A 17,485-nucleotide genomic window follows, 5' to 3' on the forward strand; every position below is an offset into this window, starting at 1 on the left:
AAGAACTAATATGATGACTTTAACAACAATTTTAACAACGGTAGTTACAGGTTTTGGCGGACATGCTATCGCTTTAGGAATAGCAGGTGTAGGTTCAGCAATTGGTACCGGAGTTGCCGGAATGGGAGCACTGGGGCTCTGGAAACAGGCTATTAAAGACAATAAAAAGCTTCCACCGTTAGCGCTTGCAATGGTCGGTATGCCATTAAGTCAAGTAATCTACGGCATGATCTTTATGAATTCAATGATTGATGCCAATCTGAATCCTGATAGTTACGTGAATCAGATGATTTGGGCATTTTTTATTGGTATTGCCATTGCAGCCTCAGCAATTATGCAGGGGCGGGTTGGTGCCGCGGCTTGTGCAAACCTGGCAGTTAACGAAAAACAAGGTGCAGGTATGTATATCGCAGCAATGGGAATTATCGAAACTGTTGCTTTGCTTGCCATGGTATTCGGAATGGGTGGTATTCCTGGTGCATAAGCACAGTTGATAACCTTAGGAAATCGAATAAGTAGATCTGGATTGATCTACTTTAAGATGGTATTCAGATATGTTCTGATGCTTTCTTTTCGCCCAAAAGCTAGGCATAGTAAAAAATGCACGGCTTGAAGAAATGTGAAATTACTTGCTATAATATAAAATCAGCACACTGCTTGTCGGGGTGCTGATTTTTTTGTTTCTGAATGTCGCAAATGAAATTAAACAGCAGATGATACAATAAAAACTAGTTTGGCTTTCATCTTATGTGTTATTAAAGTAATGTCGACATATTTCTATTAGCACGGAAGAATCAAACATATCGATATTTTTCGATAAGCTGTTTTACATCAGGTATGCATTGTTTAAGAGTGAAATAATATACTTTTGTTTGCTATACTAATCTTTAAACAAAAAAAGAGCATGAAAAAATCAACTTTGCTAACCGTTGTTTTTTTGGGGCTAATACAATCAGTCTGGGCAGGTGGTATCTTAACAAATGCGAACCAAAGTGCGCAATACATCAGGATGCTTTCCCGAAATGCCTCAACTGATATTGATGCGGTTTACTTCAACCCGGCAGGACTGGTAAAGCTAAACGACGGCTGGCATTTTTCATTCAATAATCAAAGTATTTTTCAAACTCGCACGATTGAAAATATGTATCCGTTACTGAACGAATCTACTTATGATGGAGATGTTACCGTGCCTGTTTTCCCTTCTGCATTTGCTGTTTATAAAAAAGATAGAGTTGCTTTTTCTTTCGGATTTGGAGTTAATGGAGGAGGAGGAACGGCTGAGTATAAAACCGGTTTGCCATCATTCGAGATTCCATTTGCTCAACTTCCGGCGGCCTTGGGCCAGCTTGGCATTGTAACCAATGGCTATTCCACCGATTTGTATTTTGACGGTCGCTCGGTATTTTTAGGCACTCAGCTCAATGCCAGTTATCGATTTAATGAGATTTTTAGCGGAGCGATAGGGTTGCGGGTGATTAGTGCGAAAAATACCTACGACGGACACATCAAACAAATCAGCCTAATTGTGGAAAGGGAAGGGCAGCCGCTTTTAATAACAGCTACCGACCTTTTTAATCAGTTAGCTGCCGATGCAAGCGCTGCTGCAGGCCAACTTGGTCAGTACCCCGCTGATGCAACAATGCCTGATGAAACTGCTGCCACCTATGGTTTTCAGAGTGGAACAACCTTTGGCGAAGCAGCACAAACAATGAGCGTGAAAGCAGCTACGGCTAACGCCTATGCATCGCAAATGGGTGATAAGTATGAAAGCTTGGATCAGAAAGGAACCGGATTTACGCCAATCATCGGTTTAAATATTAAACCCAGTGACAAGTTGAACATGGGTTTCCGGTACGAATTTAAAACCGTATTGAAAATGACCAATCATACTGAAAAGGATGACTTAAATGTTTATCGCGATGGTGCTGAATTTCGAAACGATATTCCGGCAATTTTTACCGCGGGGGTAGACTACCAGTTGCTGGATAATTTTAAACTATCCGGATCATTCAGTAATTATTTTGACAAAGCTGCTGATTGGTCTGGAAAGGAAAATGATATTGAGAAAAATTACTATGAGCTGGCCGGAGGTTTGGAGCTTCAACTCAACGAGGTAACCACAATCAGTGCCGGGTTAATGCATTCTGAAACCGGCGTCGGTCGGGGTTATCAAACCGATATTAGTTATAGCTTGAGTTCGAACTCTGTTGGATTGGGTGCAAAGTTTAAAGTAAGTGACGCTTTTGATATGGATCTGGGGGTGCTTAACACAGTCTACGAAAATGGTTATAAGGAAATTGAATATGCGGGAGTAGGAACTTACAAAGAGTTGTACGATAAGTCGAACCTGGCCTTTTCAATTGGGTTAACTTACCATCTTTTATAATAATATTTTGAAGTTAAATATTGAAAGGCCTCTGCGGAGGTCTTTTTTTTGCTAATGAATTATTGATAATTTTGAGTTCTTACAACTGAAAACTTTAGAATAACGCATTATGAAGAGATGGACATTTTTTATAGGCCTTATCTTGCCATTGCTGACTTTCAGCCAGTCGGTTAACCAAAAGAATCTGGATCAAATCAGGTCGTCGTTTGTTAAAGACAACTATACCACCGGCATGCAAAACGCCTTGTCGGCAAATCCAATTACCAAGTTGGCCTGGAGTCGTGAAAATGAAGGTTCGGCCGATCATTATTTCACTTACCGGGTTGATGTCTCGGGAATAACCAACCAAAAGAAATCAGGTCGTTGCTGGCTGTTTACCTCGTTGAATGTTTTTCGTCCAATGGCCATATCACATTTTAATGTTAGCTCTTTTGAGTTTTCTGAGAATTACCTCTATTTCTGGGATTTGTTCGAGAAAGCCAATTTGTTCCTGAATAATATTGTGGAGACTGCCGACCGTTCGATTGATGATGAGAAAGTGCGTTGGTACTTTCGTTCTCCGGTTGACGATGGCGGACAGTGGATCAATTATGTAAACTTGGCCAATAAGTATGGCATGGTTCCGCGCGAAGCGATGGAGGAAACCTACTCAAGCGAGAATACAGCGTGGATGACAAAACTACTCAAGCGTAAGTTGCGCGAGCAGGCATTGGAACTTCGTGAATTGAAAAGCGCCGGTGAAAATAATCAAGCCATTGAAGATCGGAAAGTAGAAATGCTATCGGTGATCTATCGAATGTTGGCTCTCAATTTGGGCGAACCTCCTGTAACTTTCAACTATCGCTACAAAAGCAAAGAAGGGAAGCTTGTTGAAGCGGGTAATTTTACGCCAAAGTCGTTCATGAACGAAGTGCTTGGAGAAGTTAAACTTAACGATTATGTGATGTTGATGAACGACCCGACTCGTCCGTTTTGGAAGCACTTTGAAATTGAAAATTATCGTAATGTTGAGGAAGGCGCAAACTGGCACTATGTGAATTTGCCAAATGATGTGATTAAGGAATTTTGCATCGAATCGATCAAGAACAATCAAGCCATGTATGCCTCATGCGATGTGGGCAAACAGTTGCGTCGTGATTTTGGTGTGCTGGACGTTGATAATTTTAACTACGAGGCGGTTTATGATGTACCGTTCACTATGACAAAAGCCCAGCGAATTCAAAGTCGCGAAAGTGGTTCGAGTCATGGAATGGCACTAATAGCTGTTGAAGTAGATGAGGATGAGCAACCGCTGAAATGGCAATTTGAAAATAGCTGGGGTGAAAAAACGGGAGAAAAAGGGTATCTCACTTTTACCGATGAGTGGTTTAACGAATACATGTTCCGAATCGTGGTGCACAAGGATTTTATTAGCGAAAAAGTATTGGATATTTATGGCGAAAAAGCTGAAATGCTTCCACCATGGGATCCGATGTTTTAAGTAGAAGCGACATCAATCAAAAGGGGCAGCTTAAAGCTGCCTCTTTTGTCTGGATTAAATTAGAACGTGTGGGGTGAAATGAATACTGTTTCAATATTAAAAGTTGTCATCAGGGTAGCCGTCCGTCCCGCGAAAATCAATGAGCCATTCGGTGATGTCGTCGGCGGCACCGGTTTTATTTTTTTGGTAAACATCACCGCGTTGTTGCAGCAAATGTCTTGTTAATGTCTTGTCGCCGGCAGTAGCAGTATAGATGGCATAAACCTCCGCTCCGGCATCAGCCATCACTGATTTCTGTTCGGTTAAATCTCCATACCTCGCTTGTTTTGCAAGCTTCGTCATTTCTTTAATGACACTTCCATCTAATTGTGCAAGCCTGGCTTCTGCTTTGGAAAGATTGCTTTCAAGAGCACTTGTGCTAATTTCGTTATTTTCAGGCCATATCCAACCATCTGGTTTCTCATAGTTGTAAACATTACCCTGCTGATCGATAATGAATCCGTTATGCTGAAATCCCCAGGCGTGGTTCACATACTCAAATTGAAAAAAGACAACAATATCATCGTCAACTCCCACATCATCATGAATGCAAGCCGCAGAAGTCAGAAAAGGGAATAGCAGTAGCAGTATCTTAAATTTATTCATAGCTGTAATCTAGGTTGGTTTGAAAGTATTCGTCGTAATATTCATTTGCTGAGAAGCTGATCGTCACCGGGCTTTCTTCACTTGCTTGTAGTCGGCTGATGTTGAAGGCCAAGGTGTCTGTAATCCAGGCTTCGCATGCATCGCCATTGGCGTTGTGTTTGAGTTGAAACGTTGGTGGAGGTAGAGGCGGTGTGCCACACGAAGGATGAATTCGAGCCAGATTGAACTCGTGCTCAGCGCAACCACCGCTATAACTTAAACTGATAATGAGTTTGTCTCCTTCAATAACCACATCGTTGATGCTAACCGGATCGTTTCTCAAACTGTCGTAGTTGTAAAAATACAGATCGACATACTCTTCGGTTTCTGACTGGGAAATACTCTTGTATTTAAAATCATCAACCGGTGTGGTTTGTTCTTCACAGCCAAGTAGGAAAACAAACAAGGCGATATAGATTAGTTTATTCATTAAGTAGCGGATTATTAACTTTTCCCATAAATAAAATAGCGTTCGTATCTTTTTCGCGGATAGCGAAAACAAAAGGTCGGTTGACATCAAAAACAGGTTCCGGACCAACCGAAGTCACTCCAAAGGTCACGCCTGTAACAGCTGCAGCCTCAGTGCCCTCTTCATCAACTTTAATATAGCTTTTATGTTTTACTTCCGAAATATATAAATCTGGAATGTCCGAAATACCTGAGAAGTCAGAAAGCGAAGCGAAGAACGCATCATTCATGCCTAACGCTTTCAGGTTGTCAACTAGGCTATTGGCGTAGGCGAATTCAAACTTGGGCAAGTAGACTTTTAAATTACGTTCGTGCAAGTTCTCAAGCAAATCATTCAAATTAGACTGATTCATTTCTGCAATGACATCATCGGTCGAATATTCTTCGTTGGGTAAAAGGATGAGCATACTGTATTTCTCTCCGCCATATGGTAATTCCAGTAATTGAAATTGGCTCGTTCCGGTATAGTTTAATGTTGTCTCATCCAGCATCATCGTTGGAACTTGTAATTCGTTTTCATTTTCGGTATAAAATGCACGGTCTGTTGTATTATCTTTTTCAAACTGGTAAGTCCACTGTCCTTTAAAATAAATGGCATTCATCAAATACATCACATCTTCAGCTGAAACCTGATCGATGATTTTCGAGATTTTATTGTTGGTTTTATCCTTTACCCAGCCATTTACGCGGTTGAGCGTGGACGATGAATTGTTGAAATCCAATTCTTCAACTTCGGCATCGTAAAACGTTTGGTTTGTTGAAATAAAATCAGATTTCACACTAAAATCCTGATCGTAAAAAATAGCGTTTACAATAGATAGTTTTACTTTCGGATCATGATCGGTTAAAGATTCCACCAACGTTTGGTAAGCTTCGTTTATTTGATTGGCCGAAAAACCGGCTTTGTGCAACATGTTTTCCATTTGGGTTTTGGTGTTGCCATCGGCTCCATTGTATACCATGGCCAGTGCAAGCGAAATACTCAAGGGTGAAATCATGAGGTTTTTACCTTCATCCAATTCGGCATTTACCTCTTTAAACAGGTCAAGCCCAAAAGCATTGTCGGCTTCAATCAGCTCTTCCGATTTCAAATCCAACTCAATATTGGTCACTTCTTCATTTTCAACAACAATCGAATCTGAGTCGGAGCACGACTTGAGAAGTGGTGATATCAAGAATAAGCCGCAAATAAAAATAAGGTGTTTCATCGTTCTAATGGTTTATTCGAAATGATTTACGTTAAATTAGACTGACGATGCTTGGAAAAGGTTGCGTTCGAGTTTCAAAAAAATAGTTGACGAATTACGCAACCTTTCGGTGGTTTCCCCCATCACCATACTGAAATCACCCATTCTGACTTTTGTCAGAGTAAACTAATTAGAACGGATTACGGAATTGATTGCAAACTATGCGGGCATTCTGTTAATTTTGATCTTAATCAATTGATAGTGTTTTGAAAGATCTCAAGCAGATTATTATCGATAGTGCTGCTGGTAAAACGAAGGCTCAGGCCAGGTTGTACCAGTATCTGGCTCCAAAAATGTTTGGGGTATGTCTGCGGTATTCGAAAGATGAGACTGAAGCAGAAGATAATTTGCAGGATGGCTTTTTAAAGGTCTTTGAAAAAATTGGTTCATTCAGGCATGAGGGGGCGTTTGAAGGTTGGGTGCGACGAATAATGGTAAATGTTGCCTTAGAACGTTACCGAAAAAATCATTTGATGCACCCGGTTGAAGATATGGGAATCTATGATGAGCCTGAGCTAAATGATAATATCATTGCTGAGTTGTCAGCAAGGGATTTGCTAAAGATTATTAATGAATTGCCACCACGTTATCGAATGGTATTCAACCTATATGTTATTGAAGGAATGAATCATCAGGAAATAGCAGATGAAATGAAAATTTCGGTGGGAACATCTAAATCGAATCTGGCACGTGCCAGAGGAATATTGAGGGACAAAGTGGTGAAGGTTTTTGGAGAAACAGAAAATAATTATTCTGCATGAAAAAGAATAATGATCAATTGGATGAGTTGTTCCGTTCGAAATTAGAGAATTTTGAACAGGAGCCGCCTTCATATATCTGGAGTAGGATTCAGGAGCAACAGACGGGGGCGAAACGACGCGCTATTTTTGGTTACTTAAAAGCAGCAGGAATCGCAGCAGCTGTTTTATTAGCCTTTTTGTTAGGTTGGCAGTTGCAGCATTCGCATGAAACAGATGTTCCGGTTTTAACGGAGCAAAACGAGGCGGTTGAAAGATCGTTGCCAAAGTCGGAAGAAGTTGTTGGAGATGAATCGACGGATGAATTGAACGAGGTGAAGGATCCGGTTTTAAATCAGGAGGCACCGATTTTTGCAGAATCCGACCTGAAAAATGATGAGACGCAGATCGCAAACAACGAAGAAGCGAGAATAAATACAGCAGCGAGTTATAGTGCAATCGCCGATGCCTCAAAGGATGAACGACAAATTGCAAACTCAGGAAACAGGAAACAGGAAACGAAATCATTTAGCCTCCTCCGGTTAATCGGAGTAGAGCTAGATGATTCTTTTAAGAAACAAGCTCGATTAGTAGAAACAAATAGAAATTCGCAAACTGAGTCGTTGTTAAGTCAGGTAGAGCTTTCCATGATTGAGGAAAATGCGCGCTTGCTGGCAGCAAACAAACAGAATGTAGAGTCAGCCGGTTGGCAGGTTGGAGCTATGTTAACTCCTGGCTTTGCTGTTAGTCAGAGTTCGCAAAGTAAAGAGTATGCCAGCGCAATGACCTACGACAAGTCAAGTGAAAATTTAAACGTAGGAGGTGGGATTTCAGTTGAGTATAAAACCAATAAAAGATGGAGTGTGCAAAGTGGGGTTTTCTATAGTAAACTCGGACAAACTTCTTCCAATCAGGCTTATCGCTCATCTGACTTGTTTTATTCTCCGGCGTCTCCGACCGAAGGGGACCAAAGTTTAGTTGATGATGTAGGATTTTTCAATACGGCTGTTGCAGTTCGCTCAGGAGAAGTAACGATGAACACTGCTGCAGGGGTTATTGCAATAGAAAATCTTCCAACCAATGCAAAGCTTAGTAGCGGCTTTGAATCAGCTGATGCAAATCGTAACATATTACTTACTGAAACTGAGTTTGAGCAAGATTTTGAGTATATTGAGATTCCGTTAATCTTTCGCTATCAGCTTGTTGATGCTGTTTTTAAAATGCAGTTGTTGGGAGGTTTCAATACGAGTGTGTTAGTCGGGAATGAAGCTTATGCCAATAGTCAGGATGGCCGTCAACGAATTGGAGAAACCAGAGATATGAATTCGGTTAATTACAGCACCAGTTTCGGACTGGGGTTTGGTTACGGAATCACCGATAAAATAAGTGTCCGAATTGAGCCGCAGGTAAAGCATTTCTTAGGGTCATTAAATAGTAATTCTTCAGTCGATTATAAGCCCTATACGGTTGGTGTTTTTACCGGCTTAACCTACGAGTTTTAATGCGTGATGCTCAAGAGAAATATGCCAACAAAAAAGCGAGCACTCTATTTTGAATGCTCGCTTGTTTTGTATAATTGCTTCTGGCGTATTTCTGTTTCCTACTATGGTATGATGACTTTGTTAATCACGTGGATTACGCCGTTTGTTGCCTGCACGTTCGGTGCTGTAACCTTTGCATCGTCAATCATAACTCCATCGCTTAGGTCAACCGTAATTTCGGCTCCGTTAAGAGTTGGGACTGTACCGGCAGAAAGATCTGATGAATAAACGCGTCCTTCAACAACATGGTACAGTAAAATTGCTGTAAGGTCTGCAACAGGAATGTCATCTAAGCTGTTTACTTCAGCACCAAGGTCGTCTAGCAAATCTAGAAATGCTTGATTTGTTGGCGCAAAAACGGTGTAAGGTCCGCCGTTCGCCAAGGTTTCTCCCAATCCGGCTTTCGTAACAGCATCAACAAGAATTGAGAATTCAGGATTGAAACTAATCGCAAGATCGACTAAATTCATGGTTGGAGGCAACAGTACTTCGTTGATTGCGTGGATTACTCCATTGTATGCTTCTACATCAGGAATTCCGACAGTTGCCGAATTAATCATTACACCCGAGCTTAAATCAACTTCAACAGCTGCTCCGTTTAATGTCGGAACAAAACCATTTGAAAGATCAGAAGACATTACTTTTCCATTGACAACATGGTAAAGCAATATTGGAGCAAGTTGTTCTGGCGTTAATTCTTCAACACCGCTGATGCCCATTGTTGAAAAAAGGCTTTCGAATGCTGCATTTGTAGGTGCAAATACAGTGAAAGTTCCTCCGGTGGCCAGAGTCTCATCCAGCCCTGCTTTTACGACTGCATCAACTAAAATTGAAAACTCCGGATCAAAACTGATAGCGGTTTCAACAATGTTTTTTGGAGGAAGCAATACCTTGTCAATCGCGTGAATCACTCCGTTTGTTGCTTGTACATTTGGTATTTCAACAGTTGCGTCGTTAATCATTACTCCGCTCGATAAGTCAACTTCAATCGTTTTCCCATTTAAAGTCGGCACCATTCCGTTTGTCAGATCCATTGAGAATACGCCGCCTTCAACAACGTGATATAATAGAATCTCAACAAGCATTTCCGAATCAATGTCATCTAAACTATTTACGTCTGGTCCAAGATCATTTAGTAAATTCTGGAACGCCAGATTTGTCGGTGCGAATACGGTAAACGGGCCATCGTTTGCCAGGGTTTCTCCCAATCCGGCTTTTGTTACTGCTTCGACAAGGATCGAGAATTCGGGATCAAAATTAATTGCTTTTTCAACAAGATTCATGGATGGCGGAAGTAAAACTTTATCAATAACATGGATAACACCATTCAGAGCTTTAAGGTCAGCGATTTCAACTGTCGCATCATTAATCATTACACCCGATGAAAGGTCAACTTCTATGTATGCGCCATTGACTGTTTCTACGAGTCCGTTGGTTAGATCGCCCGACATGACGGTTCCCGAAACAACATGGTATAGCAAAATAGGTGTGAGTTGTTCTGCTGTTAAGTCATTGATACTACCTACTCCGAGCTCGTCAAGAAGTTGTTCGAAAGCTTCGTCGGTTGGAGCAAATACGGTAAATTCGTTTTGAGCTACAGTGCTTACTAATCCAGATTTTGCCAATGCTGTAATAAGGTTTTTAAACTTCGGCCTTTGACTTTTAATACTTTGCTTTTTTAATTCAGAATTGTCTCCGTTGTAAGTATCTGGGTCGTCTGTGATTTGTTGAAGAGTCGTTGCAATATCAACAGAAACCGGAGCTTCAGGTACAACAGGATCTTCATCATCATTACAGCTGGAAAAAGAGAGTGTGATTAGAGCTAGAACTACTAATGAAATGTACTTGAAAGAATTTGTTTTTTTGTTCGCTTGTGTTTTCATGATATTCGTGTTTAGAATTTGTAAGTAAAACACGTAGAACTCAATTGGTGTTTATTGTTTATTTTAAAACATTAAACAAAAAACACAGAAACACAATAAATGTCCAATGTTTATAGGTTTTTTGTTAGTTGTCCATAGTTGTTAATAAATGTAAATATAGGCAAGTTTTGTTTCTTAAAAGTCTGATTTGTTTCAATAGAGGGGACTGCATGGCAAGGCAAATCTTCTAAATTCAAGATATTGTATTGTTGTAGTTGGTCTATTTACAGTAGATTGGATATTAATTCAGGAAAGGGCGAAAATCACAAGATATGAGAAAGTGGAATGAATTTTTGGGATGTGTGTTTGTTTGATGTTTGTGAGTATTAGTTAAACAACGTTCTTCCAGTATTGAAACAACGTTGTTTAACTGAGACTTAGGCCTTAATTTTATCTTGGTTTTTGCTTAGCCATTCTTCAAAGCTCAGTATGTCCGGATTGAGCTGTTTCGAAAATCCTACATCACGCTTGCTACAAAAATCATTTTGAAAATCATGCTTAAATTGAAACATGTTACCAAGATCTTCAGCACCGGGAAAGCCAAAGGTGCGATACACAGCTGCCGGAATATCGTTGTAAACGACAGGTTTTCCTAAAAGTTTGGAGAAACCATCTGCCATTTCCTGACCTGTTAAATGCTGGCCTGAAATTCCCACCGATTGATTTTGAAATTGGTCTCCTGCCTTGAAAATACCATAGGCACATTTGCCAATGTCCTCAGCATCAATGCCAGGTAACTTTTTATCTCCCATAGGAAAAGTAATGGCTAATTTCCCATTGTCACCTTTTTGTGGCCCCATTCCAAAATAAATGAAATTGTCCCAATAAAAAGAAGTATACAGTAAGGTGTATGGAGTGCCACTTTTCTCAAAATATGAATTGGATTCTCCCTTAGCATCAAAATGTGGAACCTTGTAGTGATCCATCAAGGTAGGCATGCGGTCATCGTCCAATGAAACCCATTTTCGGGTGTCTTCAAGGGTTGACCAAATGACATGTTTTAATCCCGCTTTGGTTGCAGCTTCGGCCATATTTTTTGCATGAACTTTTTCCTTCTCAGGTGAAAAATGTTCCCAAAAAAAGGTGACACAGTAGGCGCCATATGCACCTTCAAATGCTTTTGTCAGGCTTCCAATATTACTAACGTCAGCCTCGACAACCTCAGCACCAAGTTCAGCTAATTTTTTTGCTTTATCCGATTTGGCATTTCGGGTAATTGCGCGAACTTTAAATTCGCCATCCCGATCATTTAATATTGATTTTACAAGCCCACCGCCTTGAGATCCGGTGGCACCAACAATTGCGATTATCTTTTGATTAATCATAAGTATGTGTGTTTATTTTAATGGGTTGATAAATAGCAAGTTAGTTTAAAAATATTACATGGTCAATATAAAAAGATTTAAATATCTGATAATGTAGGAGTGCCCTGCTGATTTTGCTGAGGATATTGTAAAATAGCACAGAAATGATACACTTATTTTTATATTCCTAAGTGGTTACGATAACTTTAAATAGGGATTAGCTGTTATCTTTGTGATTGCTATCTCAAAATAATATGGATCATGGTGAATACAAACGAAATTGAAAATATAGAACTCAGTTTTTTGCAACTGAAAGATTATCAGGAGTTGAAGAAGGCTTTGATTGAGTCTTACCCGGAAATGCCTGACTCCTATTGGTTACGTCCGCAATTGAAAACATTAATAAATCTGTTCCCTGAAGGTCAGGTGGTGATCCGTGTGAACGGTCAGATTGCAGGTTGTGCTTTTTCTATTATTGTTGATTTAAGCAAGTATGAAACCCAGCATACTTATAAACGAATCTCGGGCAATTATTCATTCAACACGCACGACCCGGATGGAAATACACTGTACGGGATTGAGATTTTTATTAGACCTGAGTATCGTGGTTTGAGGCTAGGACGTCGACTCTACGATTATCGAAAGGAGTTGTGCGAGCGGTTGAACCTGAAAGGAGTTGCTTTCGGTGGACGAATTCCTAGCTATCATAAATATTCTGATCAAATGTCTCCGAAAGAGTATATTGCCAAAGTTCGTTTAAAGGAAATTGTTGATCCGGTATTGAACTTTCAAATGTCGAATGACTTTTATCCGTCTAAAATTTTAAAGAACTATTTAGAAGGTGATGAGGAGTCGAATGATTACGCGGTGTTGCTTAAATGGGACAACATATACTATGAGAAAGAAACCACGAAGCAACCGGTACTAACGAAGAAGATTGTTCGTCTGGGATTAATACAATGGCAAATGCGACCATATAATAATCTGGATGACTTGATGAACCAGGCAGAGTATTTTGTTGATGCAGTATCGGGGTATCGTTCTGATTTTGCATTATTCCCTGAGTTTTTCATGGCTCCGTTGATGGCGGAAAACAACCACTTGAGCGAGCCGGAAGCAATTCGTGAACTGGCTAGCCACACCGAAGAAATTACCCAGCGGTTCTCGGAGTTGGCCATTTCTTACAACATCAACATCATTACAGGGAGCATGCCTGAAATAAAAAACGATCGGTTGTATAATGCCGGTTTTGTTTGTAAGCGAGATGGATCGGTTGAACGATTTGAAAAATTGCATGTAACACCTGATGAGGCTAAAGTGTGGGGGATGCAGGGTGGTTCGGAATTGAAGGCTATTGAAACTGACTGTGGAAAAATTGGGGTGTTGATATGTTATGATATTGAATTTCCGGAGCTGAGTCGCCTGCTGGCAGACGAAGGCGTAGATATTATTTTTGTGCCTTTCCTGACGGATACTCAAAATGGTTATTCCCGGGTTCGGAATTGTGCGATGGCGCGAGCAATTGAAAATGAATGTTATGTAGTAATTGCGGGAGGAGTAGGAAACTTGCCCAAAGTGCATAACATGGATATTCAGTTTGCCCAGTCTATGGTTTTTACTCCGTGCGACTTCGCTTTTCCGGTAAACGGAATCAAAGCTGAGGCGACACCCAATACCGAAATGATACTAATAGCTGATGTTGATCTGGACTTGCTTCGGGAGCTCAATCAGTTTGGAAGTGTGCGGAACCTAAAAGATCGACGAAAAGATATTTTTCAGTTAAAACGAATGTAGTAAAAGTGTCATCGTTTTAGCGGGGTAAAAAGACGAGAATTGGAATAATCGTACGGTTATTCCAATTTTCTTTGCGCATAACATAGCGAATTTATGTTAGTCACGCAACCCTTAATGGAGGAGTGCATCATAGGTCAGTAACCAACCTTAAAAAAAATGAAAAAAATCATTTATCTTTTAACACTCTTGTTACTTGCCGGCGGCGGTTTTGCCCAAAAAAGTAAGCGAGAGGTGATTTACCTCAAAAATGGATCGGTTTTAAAAGGGCAGCAAACCAGAGTTGACGATGAAAAAATTGTTGTTCGTTCCGGAAAGAATCTCTGGGTAATCAAGGAGTCAGAAATTGATACAATAGCTGGTAGCTGGATTCCAGGCACCTACGCAGATACGGGAGATTCTTATTTCTTCAAGGCCACAATTGGCTTGCTGGCCGGTAGTCCGAACAGTGCTAAACCGAGTCCTTTTTCGTTTGATGCATCGGTAAACTTTCGTGTTCAGCCCAATTGGTATGCCGGAGTGGGACTTGGCATTGATTTTTTGGAAGAGTCGTATTTGCCCGTTTTTGGCAATTTGGAATATCATTTTAGAGAGTCGCGTTTTACCCCATTTTTAGGTTTGAAAGCCGGTTATATGATTCCGTTGGATGACGGTTTTTATACCAACAGCGGAATTTATTACGACGTGATGCCTTGGTCTTCGTACTATTATTCTCAGGATTTTGTGGATGCGAAAGGTGGCGTAATGATTAATCCATCCTTCGGTTTTGTTAGCCAGCTGAGTCCCGACCTTGGGCTGATGCTTTCATTTGGCTATCGCTTTCATAAAAATCAATTTATAGGAGAAGATGAATATGAGTTGGAGCGGGAATACAATCGTTTGACAATTCGTTTAGGCATTCTTTTCAACTAAAAAAAAACGATAGAAATGAAAACAACTTATACAACTTTTATTTTGCTGTTTATTGCAGTAGTGTTCTCGGGCTGTGAAGATAAATACTATGAGACTTTTGTAGGAAATTCTCCGGTGTACATGTCTTACGAAGATTTACGCTCGGCAGTCTTGCTTAGTCCCAGTCGGGAAATCGAAAAACCGGGAAAGATCTATTTCAAAGATAATTATGTATTTATCAATGAAATCATGAAAGGTGTTCATGTGTTGGATGTTAGTGATCCGACCAATCCTGATAATATCGGCTTTATCAAGATTCCTGGAAATGTTGATATTGCCATTAAGGAAGATGTGCTTTATGCCGATAGCTACATTGATTTAGTAGCCATTGATGTGTCTGACTTAACCGATATTCATGAAGTTGGGCGGGTTGAAGAAATTTTCCCATATACCCTTCCGGAATACGACACCGGTTACCGTATTGGGGAAATTGACGAAGATCAGGGCGTTGTCATCGGTTGGGAGGTTGAAAAGATAAAACAAGAAATCGAGCAGTATCATTATCCGGTTTATTATGGCAGAAGTTATGCTGAAAATTTGTTTATGGACGGTGGGTTTGCCACGACAAATACTTCAGGAGGCGTTGGTGGCGGTTCAGGGACAACTTTTGGAGTCGGAGGATCGATGGCCCGATTTGGACTCTACAAAGATTACCTGTACACGGTGGACAATAGCAGTCTTTATACGTTTCGGATTTCAGATTTGACTAATCCGACTGAAATTGGGTCGAAGAATATTGGTTGGAATATTGAAACGATGTTTATTTATGATGATCACTTGTTTTTTGGGACAAGATCCGGCATGCTGGTTTTTGATCTTGAAATTGAAGAGAATCCCACTTACGTCAATCAGTATTCTCATATTACAAGTTGCGACCCGGTGGTTATTCAGGATGATTTAGCCTATGTTACTTTACACGATGGTGGTTCATGTGGTCGAGCAGTCAATCGCTTGGATGTTATTAAAATGAATGACGATTATTCAGAATTGAACTTACTGGCCAGCCATTCGATGGCTAATCCTCACGGGCTCGGCATTGACGACGATATCCTGTTTATTTGCGATGGAGCTGCCGGCTTGAAAGTTTTCGATGCGTCAGATCCATTAACGATCAACCAACATAAACTGGCAGAATTCCCTGATATTAATACTTACGATGTTATTCCACTTAATGATTACCTGTTTATGATTGGCGATGGTGGATTCTATTTATACGATTATTCAGATATTCAAAATATTACCTTGCTTTCGACAATTCCCATTTCAACAGCAGGTAATTAAGCAGTTACTTCAGTAAAAAATCCGGCTTCTCCAGCCGGATTTTTTTGTTCCAGTTATTCCGGTTCGGAAAATTACTTGTATTCTTTTTTGAAAAGGGAGAGGTTAATCTCGTCCTTTTTTTGTTCTCTGTCAAACTTAACAAGAATGGTTGGATCGCATATTAGGAAAAAAAGATAAAAATATCTAAATTGACATCTGTTTGAAATGCTAAGGCTAGCACGATCCTAATAATAACTAAACGAATACAGCATGGAGAAAACAAAAAAGAAGTACTGGCAACGGAATTTAACCTACCTGGCCTACTTACTTTGCATTTGGTTTATTGTGTCATTTGGAGCAGGTATCTTATTTGCCGATTTTCTCAATAACTTTCACATGGCAGGCTTTCCGCTTGGTTTTTGGTTTGCTCAGCAAGGGGCGATCTACGTATTTGTAGCCATCATCTTTATCTACGTTTTCCTGATGAACCGCCTGGACAAAGAATTTGATCTTGACGAACAATAAAACTTAAATCAATTATGGATTCTCAAATCTGGACCTATGTCATCGTTGGGGTGACCTTTGTTTTGTATATCATTATAGCAGGTCTGTCGAAGGCTGGCTCGACAAAAGAATTTTATGTGGCGGGTGGTGGCGTCCACCCAATTGCAAACGGAATGGCAACCGCTGCCGACTGGATGTCAGCAGCTTCTTTCTTGTCTATGGCCGGCTTAATTTCTTTTATGGGTTACGGTGGGTCACAGTATTTGCTGGGCTGGACCGGTGGCTATGTTTTACTGGCTCTTATGTTAGCTCCATATTTGCGGAAGTTTGGAAAGTTTACGGTACCCGATTTTATTGGCGAACGGTATTATTCGAAGAATGCCCGATTGGTTGCTTTAATTTGTGCGCTATTTGTTTCGTTTACTTATGTGGTTGGCCAGATGAAAGGAGTGGGAGTGGCGTTTGCTCGGTTTCTCGATGTGTCCTTTGAGTCGGGAGTGCTAATTGGTATTGGTATTGTATTTATTTATGCTGTTTTGGGTGGAATGAAAGGAATTACCAACACTCAAATTGCTCAATACTGTGTAATCATTTTTGCATTTACTGTACCTGCAGTTTTCATTTCCTTGCAAATGACCGGAAATCCTATTCCACAGCTCGGATTTGGTGGAAAAACTGCGGATGGAACCTATCTACTGGAGAAACTGAATCAACTTTCAGTGGATCTTGGCTTTGACGAATATACCAAGGTTGATAAGGGAAATACGGTAAATATGTTTTTTATTACGGCTGCCTTAATGTTTGGAACAGCGGGATTGCCACACGTGATTGTTCGCTTTTTTACTGTGCCGAGAGTGAAAGATGCGCGAATTTCGGCGGGCTGGGCTTTGTTGTTTATCGCTTTGTTGTATACAACTGCTCCAACGGTGGCAGTATTTGCCCGCACGAACTTAATCAATACGCTTTCTGAAAGAGAATATGTCGATGTTCCGCAGTGGTTTACTAATTGGGAGAACACCGGATTGCTGGCCTTTGATGATAAAAATAATGACGGTAAAATTCAATATTTGGCGGACGCAGAAAAGAACGAATTAATTAGTTAATCCTTATGAACTAATATTTACTGGAAATAATTGTTTTTGTCTAATGATTATTTCCAGTAAAATTTTAAGCCAAAGAACTTCTTCTTTGATTTTCCGAAGTAATCCTT

15 protein-coding genes are annotated in these 17,485 nt (G+C 40.3%); 10 read left to right on the forward strand and 5 right to left on the reverse strand.

Annotated elements, in window-relative coordinates; all coding sequences use genetic code 11:
• Nucleotides 1-10: 10 nt before the first annotated feature.
• The 3 genes from GR929_RS05295 to GR929_RS05305 all read left to right on the forward strand — a co-directional run bounded on the left by GR929_RS05295 (nt 11) and on the right by GR929_RS05305 (nt 3,866).
• Nucleotides 11-484, forward strand: a complete 474-nt coding sequence (locus GR929_RS05295; RefSeq protein ID WP_201300909.1) for a hypothetical protein — start codon at nt 11-13, stop codon at nt 482-484.
• Between the two features lie 420 nt (nt 485-904).
• Nucleotides 905-2,386, forward strand: coding sequence for an OmpP1/FadL family transporter (locus GR929_RS05300; protein ID WP_159517886.1), 1,482 nt, complete (start codon nt 905-907; stop codon nt 2,384-2,386).
• 109 nt (nt 2,387-2,495) lie between these two features.
• Nucleotides 2,496-3,866: a C1 family peptidase gene (locus GR929_RS05305; RefSeq protein WP_159517887.1), complete on the forward strand. Its 1,371-nt coding sequence runs from the start codon at nt 2,496-2,498 to the stop codon at nt 3,864-3,866.
• Nucleotides 3,867-3,962: 96 nt separating this feature from the next.
• Here GR929_RS05305 and GR929_RS05310 read toward each other — a convergent pair whose 3' ends face one another.
• The 3 genes from GR929_RS05310 to GR929_RS05320 are packed head-to-tail and all read right to left on the reverse strand — an operon-like array spanning nt 3,963 to nt 6,226.
• The gene (locus GR929_RS05310) at nt 3,963-4,511 is read right to left on the reverse strand and encodes a hypothetical protein (protein ID WP_159517888.1); all 549 of its coding nucleotides are present in this window, start codon (nt 4,509-4,511) and stop codon (nt 3,963-3,965) included.
• On the reverse strand, nt 4,504-4,980 hold the full coding sequence (locus tag GR929_RS05315; RefSeq protein ID WP_159517889.1) for a hypothetical protein: 477 nt from the start codon (nt 4,978-4,980) through the stop codon (nt 4,504-4,506). Before GR929_RS05315 ends, GR929_RS05310 begins: the two co-directional genes overlap by 8 nt.
• Entirely contained in the window at nt 4,973-6,226 is a 1,254-nt protein-coding gene (locus GR929_RS05320) for a serpin family protein (RefSeq protein WP_159517890.1), read from the reverse strand. Before GR929_RS05320 ends, GR929_RS05315 begins: the two co-directional genes overlap by 8 nt.
• A gap of 245 nt (nt 6,227-6,471) precedes the next feature.
• Here GR929_RS05320 and GR929_RS05325 point away from each other — a divergent pair, with 245 nt between their 5' ends.
• Nucleotides 6,472-7,026 (forward strand): RNA polymerase sigma factor, encoded by a 555-nt coding sequence (locus GR929_RS05325; protein WP_235934068.1) that lies wholly within the window; start codon nt 6,472-6,474, stop codon nt 7,024-7,026.
• A complete protein-coding gene (locus GR929_RS05330) occupies nt 7,023-8,504 on the forward strand; it encodes an outer membrane beta-barrel protein (protein WP_159517891.1) in 1,482 nt (493 codons plus the stop codon). Before GR929_RS05325 ends, GR929_RS05330 begins: the two co-directional genes overlap by 4 nt.
• 101 nt (nt 8,505-8,605) lie before the next feature.
• Here GR929_RS05330 and GR929_RS05335 read toward each other — a convergent pair whose 3' ends face one another.
• On the reverse strand, nt 8,606-10,426 hold the full coding sequence (locus GR929_RS05335) for a fasciclin domain-containing protein (RefSeq protein ID WP_159517892.1): 1,821 nt from the start codon (nt 10,424-10,426) through the stop codon (nt 8,606-8,608).
• A gap of 416 nt (nt 10,427-10,842) precedes the next feature.
• Nucleotides 10,843-11,790 (reverse strand): NmrA/HSCARG family protein, encoded by a 948-nt coding sequence (locus tag GR929_RS05340; RefSeq protein WP_159517893.1) that lies wholly within the window; start codon nt 11,788-11,790, stop codon nt 10,843-10,845.
• A 240-nt stretch (nt 11,791-12,030) separates the two neighbouring features.
• Between GR929_RS05340 and GR929_RS05345 the strand changes: the two genes are divergently transcribed.
• The 5 genes from GR929_RS05345 to GR929_RS05365 all read left to right on the forward strand — a co-directional run bounded on the left by GR929_RS05345 (nt 12,031) and on the right by GR929_RS05365 (nt 17,378).
• Nucleotides 12,031-13,563 carry a bifunctional GNAT family N-acetyltransferase/carbon-nitrogen hydrolase family protein gene (locus tag GR929_RS05345; protein WP_159517894.1) on the forward strand — a complete coding sequence of 511 codons (1,533 nt, stop codon included), beginning with the start codon at nt 12,031-12,033 and terminating at the stop codon, nt 13,561-13,563.
• 156 nt (nt 13,564-13,719) lie between these two features.
• Nucleotides 13,720-14,472, forward strand: a complete 753-nt coding sequence (locus GR929_RS05350; protein WP_159517895.1) for a hypothetical protein — start codon at nt 13,720-13,722, stop codon at nt 14,470-14,472.
• Between the two features lie 15 nt (nt 14,473-14,487).
• Nucleotides 14,488-15,792: an LVIVD repeat-containing protein gene (locus GR929_RS05355; RefSeq protein ID WP_159517896.1), complete on the forward strand. Its 1,305-nt coding sequence runs from the start codon at nt 14,488-14,490 to the stop codon at nt 15,790-15,792.
• Between the two features lie 249 nt (nt 15,793-16,041).
• Nucleotides 16,042-16,296 (forward strand): DUF4212 domain-containing protein, encoded by a 255-nt coding sequence (locus GR929_RS05360; RefSeq protein ID WP_159517897.1) that lies wholly within the window; start codon nt 16,042-16,044, stop codon nt 16,294-16,296.
• A 14-nt stretch (nt 16,297-16,310) separates the two neighbouring features.
• On the forward strand, nt 16,311-17,378 hold the full coding sequence (locus tag GR929_RS05365; RefSeq protein ID WP_201300910.1) for a VC_2705 family sodium/solute symporter: 1,068 nt from the start codon (nt 16,311-16,313) through the stop codon (nt 17,376-17,378).
• Nucleotides 17,379-17,485 lie beyond the last annotated feature (107 nt).

This window comes from Sunxiuqinia indica (assembly GCF_009847015.1).
Lineage (GTDB): Bacteria > Bacteroidota > Bacteroidia > Bacteroidales > Prolixibacteraceae > Sunxiuqinia > Sunxiuqinia indica.

Coding starts and splice junctions, on each gene's coding strand:
- GR929_RS05330 (WP_159517891.1), top strand. CDS start 7,023: ATGAAAAAGAATAATGATCAATTGGATGAGTTGTTCCGTTCGAAATTA.
- GR929_RS05300 (WP_159517886.1), top strand. CDS start 905: ATGAAAAAATCAACTTTGCTAACCGTTGTTTTTTTGGGGCTAATACAA.
- GR929_RS05315 (WP_159517889.1), bottom strand. CDS start 4,980: ATGAATAAACTAATCTATATCGCCTTGTTTGTTTTCCTACTTGGCTGT.
- GR929_RS05310 (WP_159517888.1), bottom strand. CDS start 4,511: ATGAATAAATTTAAGATACTGCTACTGCTATTCCCTTTTCTGACTTCT.
- GR929_RS05355 (WP_159517896.1), top strand. CDS start 14,488: ATGAAAACAACTTATACAACTTTTATTTTGCTGTTTATTGCAGTAGTG.
- GR929_RS05350 (WP_159517895.1), top strand. CDS start 13,720: ATGAAAAAAATCATTTATCTTTTAACACTCTTGTTACTTGCCGGCGGC.
- GR929_RS05360 (WP_159517897.1), top strand. CDS start 16,042: ATGGAGAAAACAAAAAAGAAGTACTGGCAACGGAATTTAACCTACCTG.
- GR929_RS05295 (WP_201300909.1), top strand. CDS start 11: ATGATGACTTTAACAACAATTTTAACAACGGTAGTTACAGGTTTTGGC.
- GR929_RS05340 (WP_159517893.1), bottom strand. CDS start 11,790: ATGATTAATCAAAAGATAATCGCAATTGTTGGTGCCACCGGATCTCAA.
- GR929_RS05305 (WP_159517887.1), top strand. CDS start 2,496: ATGAAGAGATGGACATTTTTTATAGGCCTTATCTTGCCATTGCTGACT.
- GR929_RS05345 (WP_159517894.1), top strand. CDS start 12,031: ATGGTGAATACAAACGAAATTGAAAATATAGAACTCAGTTTTTTGCAA.
- GR929_RS05335 (WP_159517892.1), bottom strand. CDS start 10,426: ATGAAAACACAAGCGAACAAAAAAACAAATTCTTTCAAGTACATTTCA.
- GR929_RS05365 (WP_201300910.1), top strand. CDS start 16,311: ATGGATTCTCAAATCTGGACCTATGTCATCGTTGGGGTGACCTTTGTT.
- GR929_RS05320 (WP_159517890.1), bottom strand. CDS start 6,226: ATGAAACACCTTATTTTTATTTGCGGCTTATTCTTGATATCACCACTT.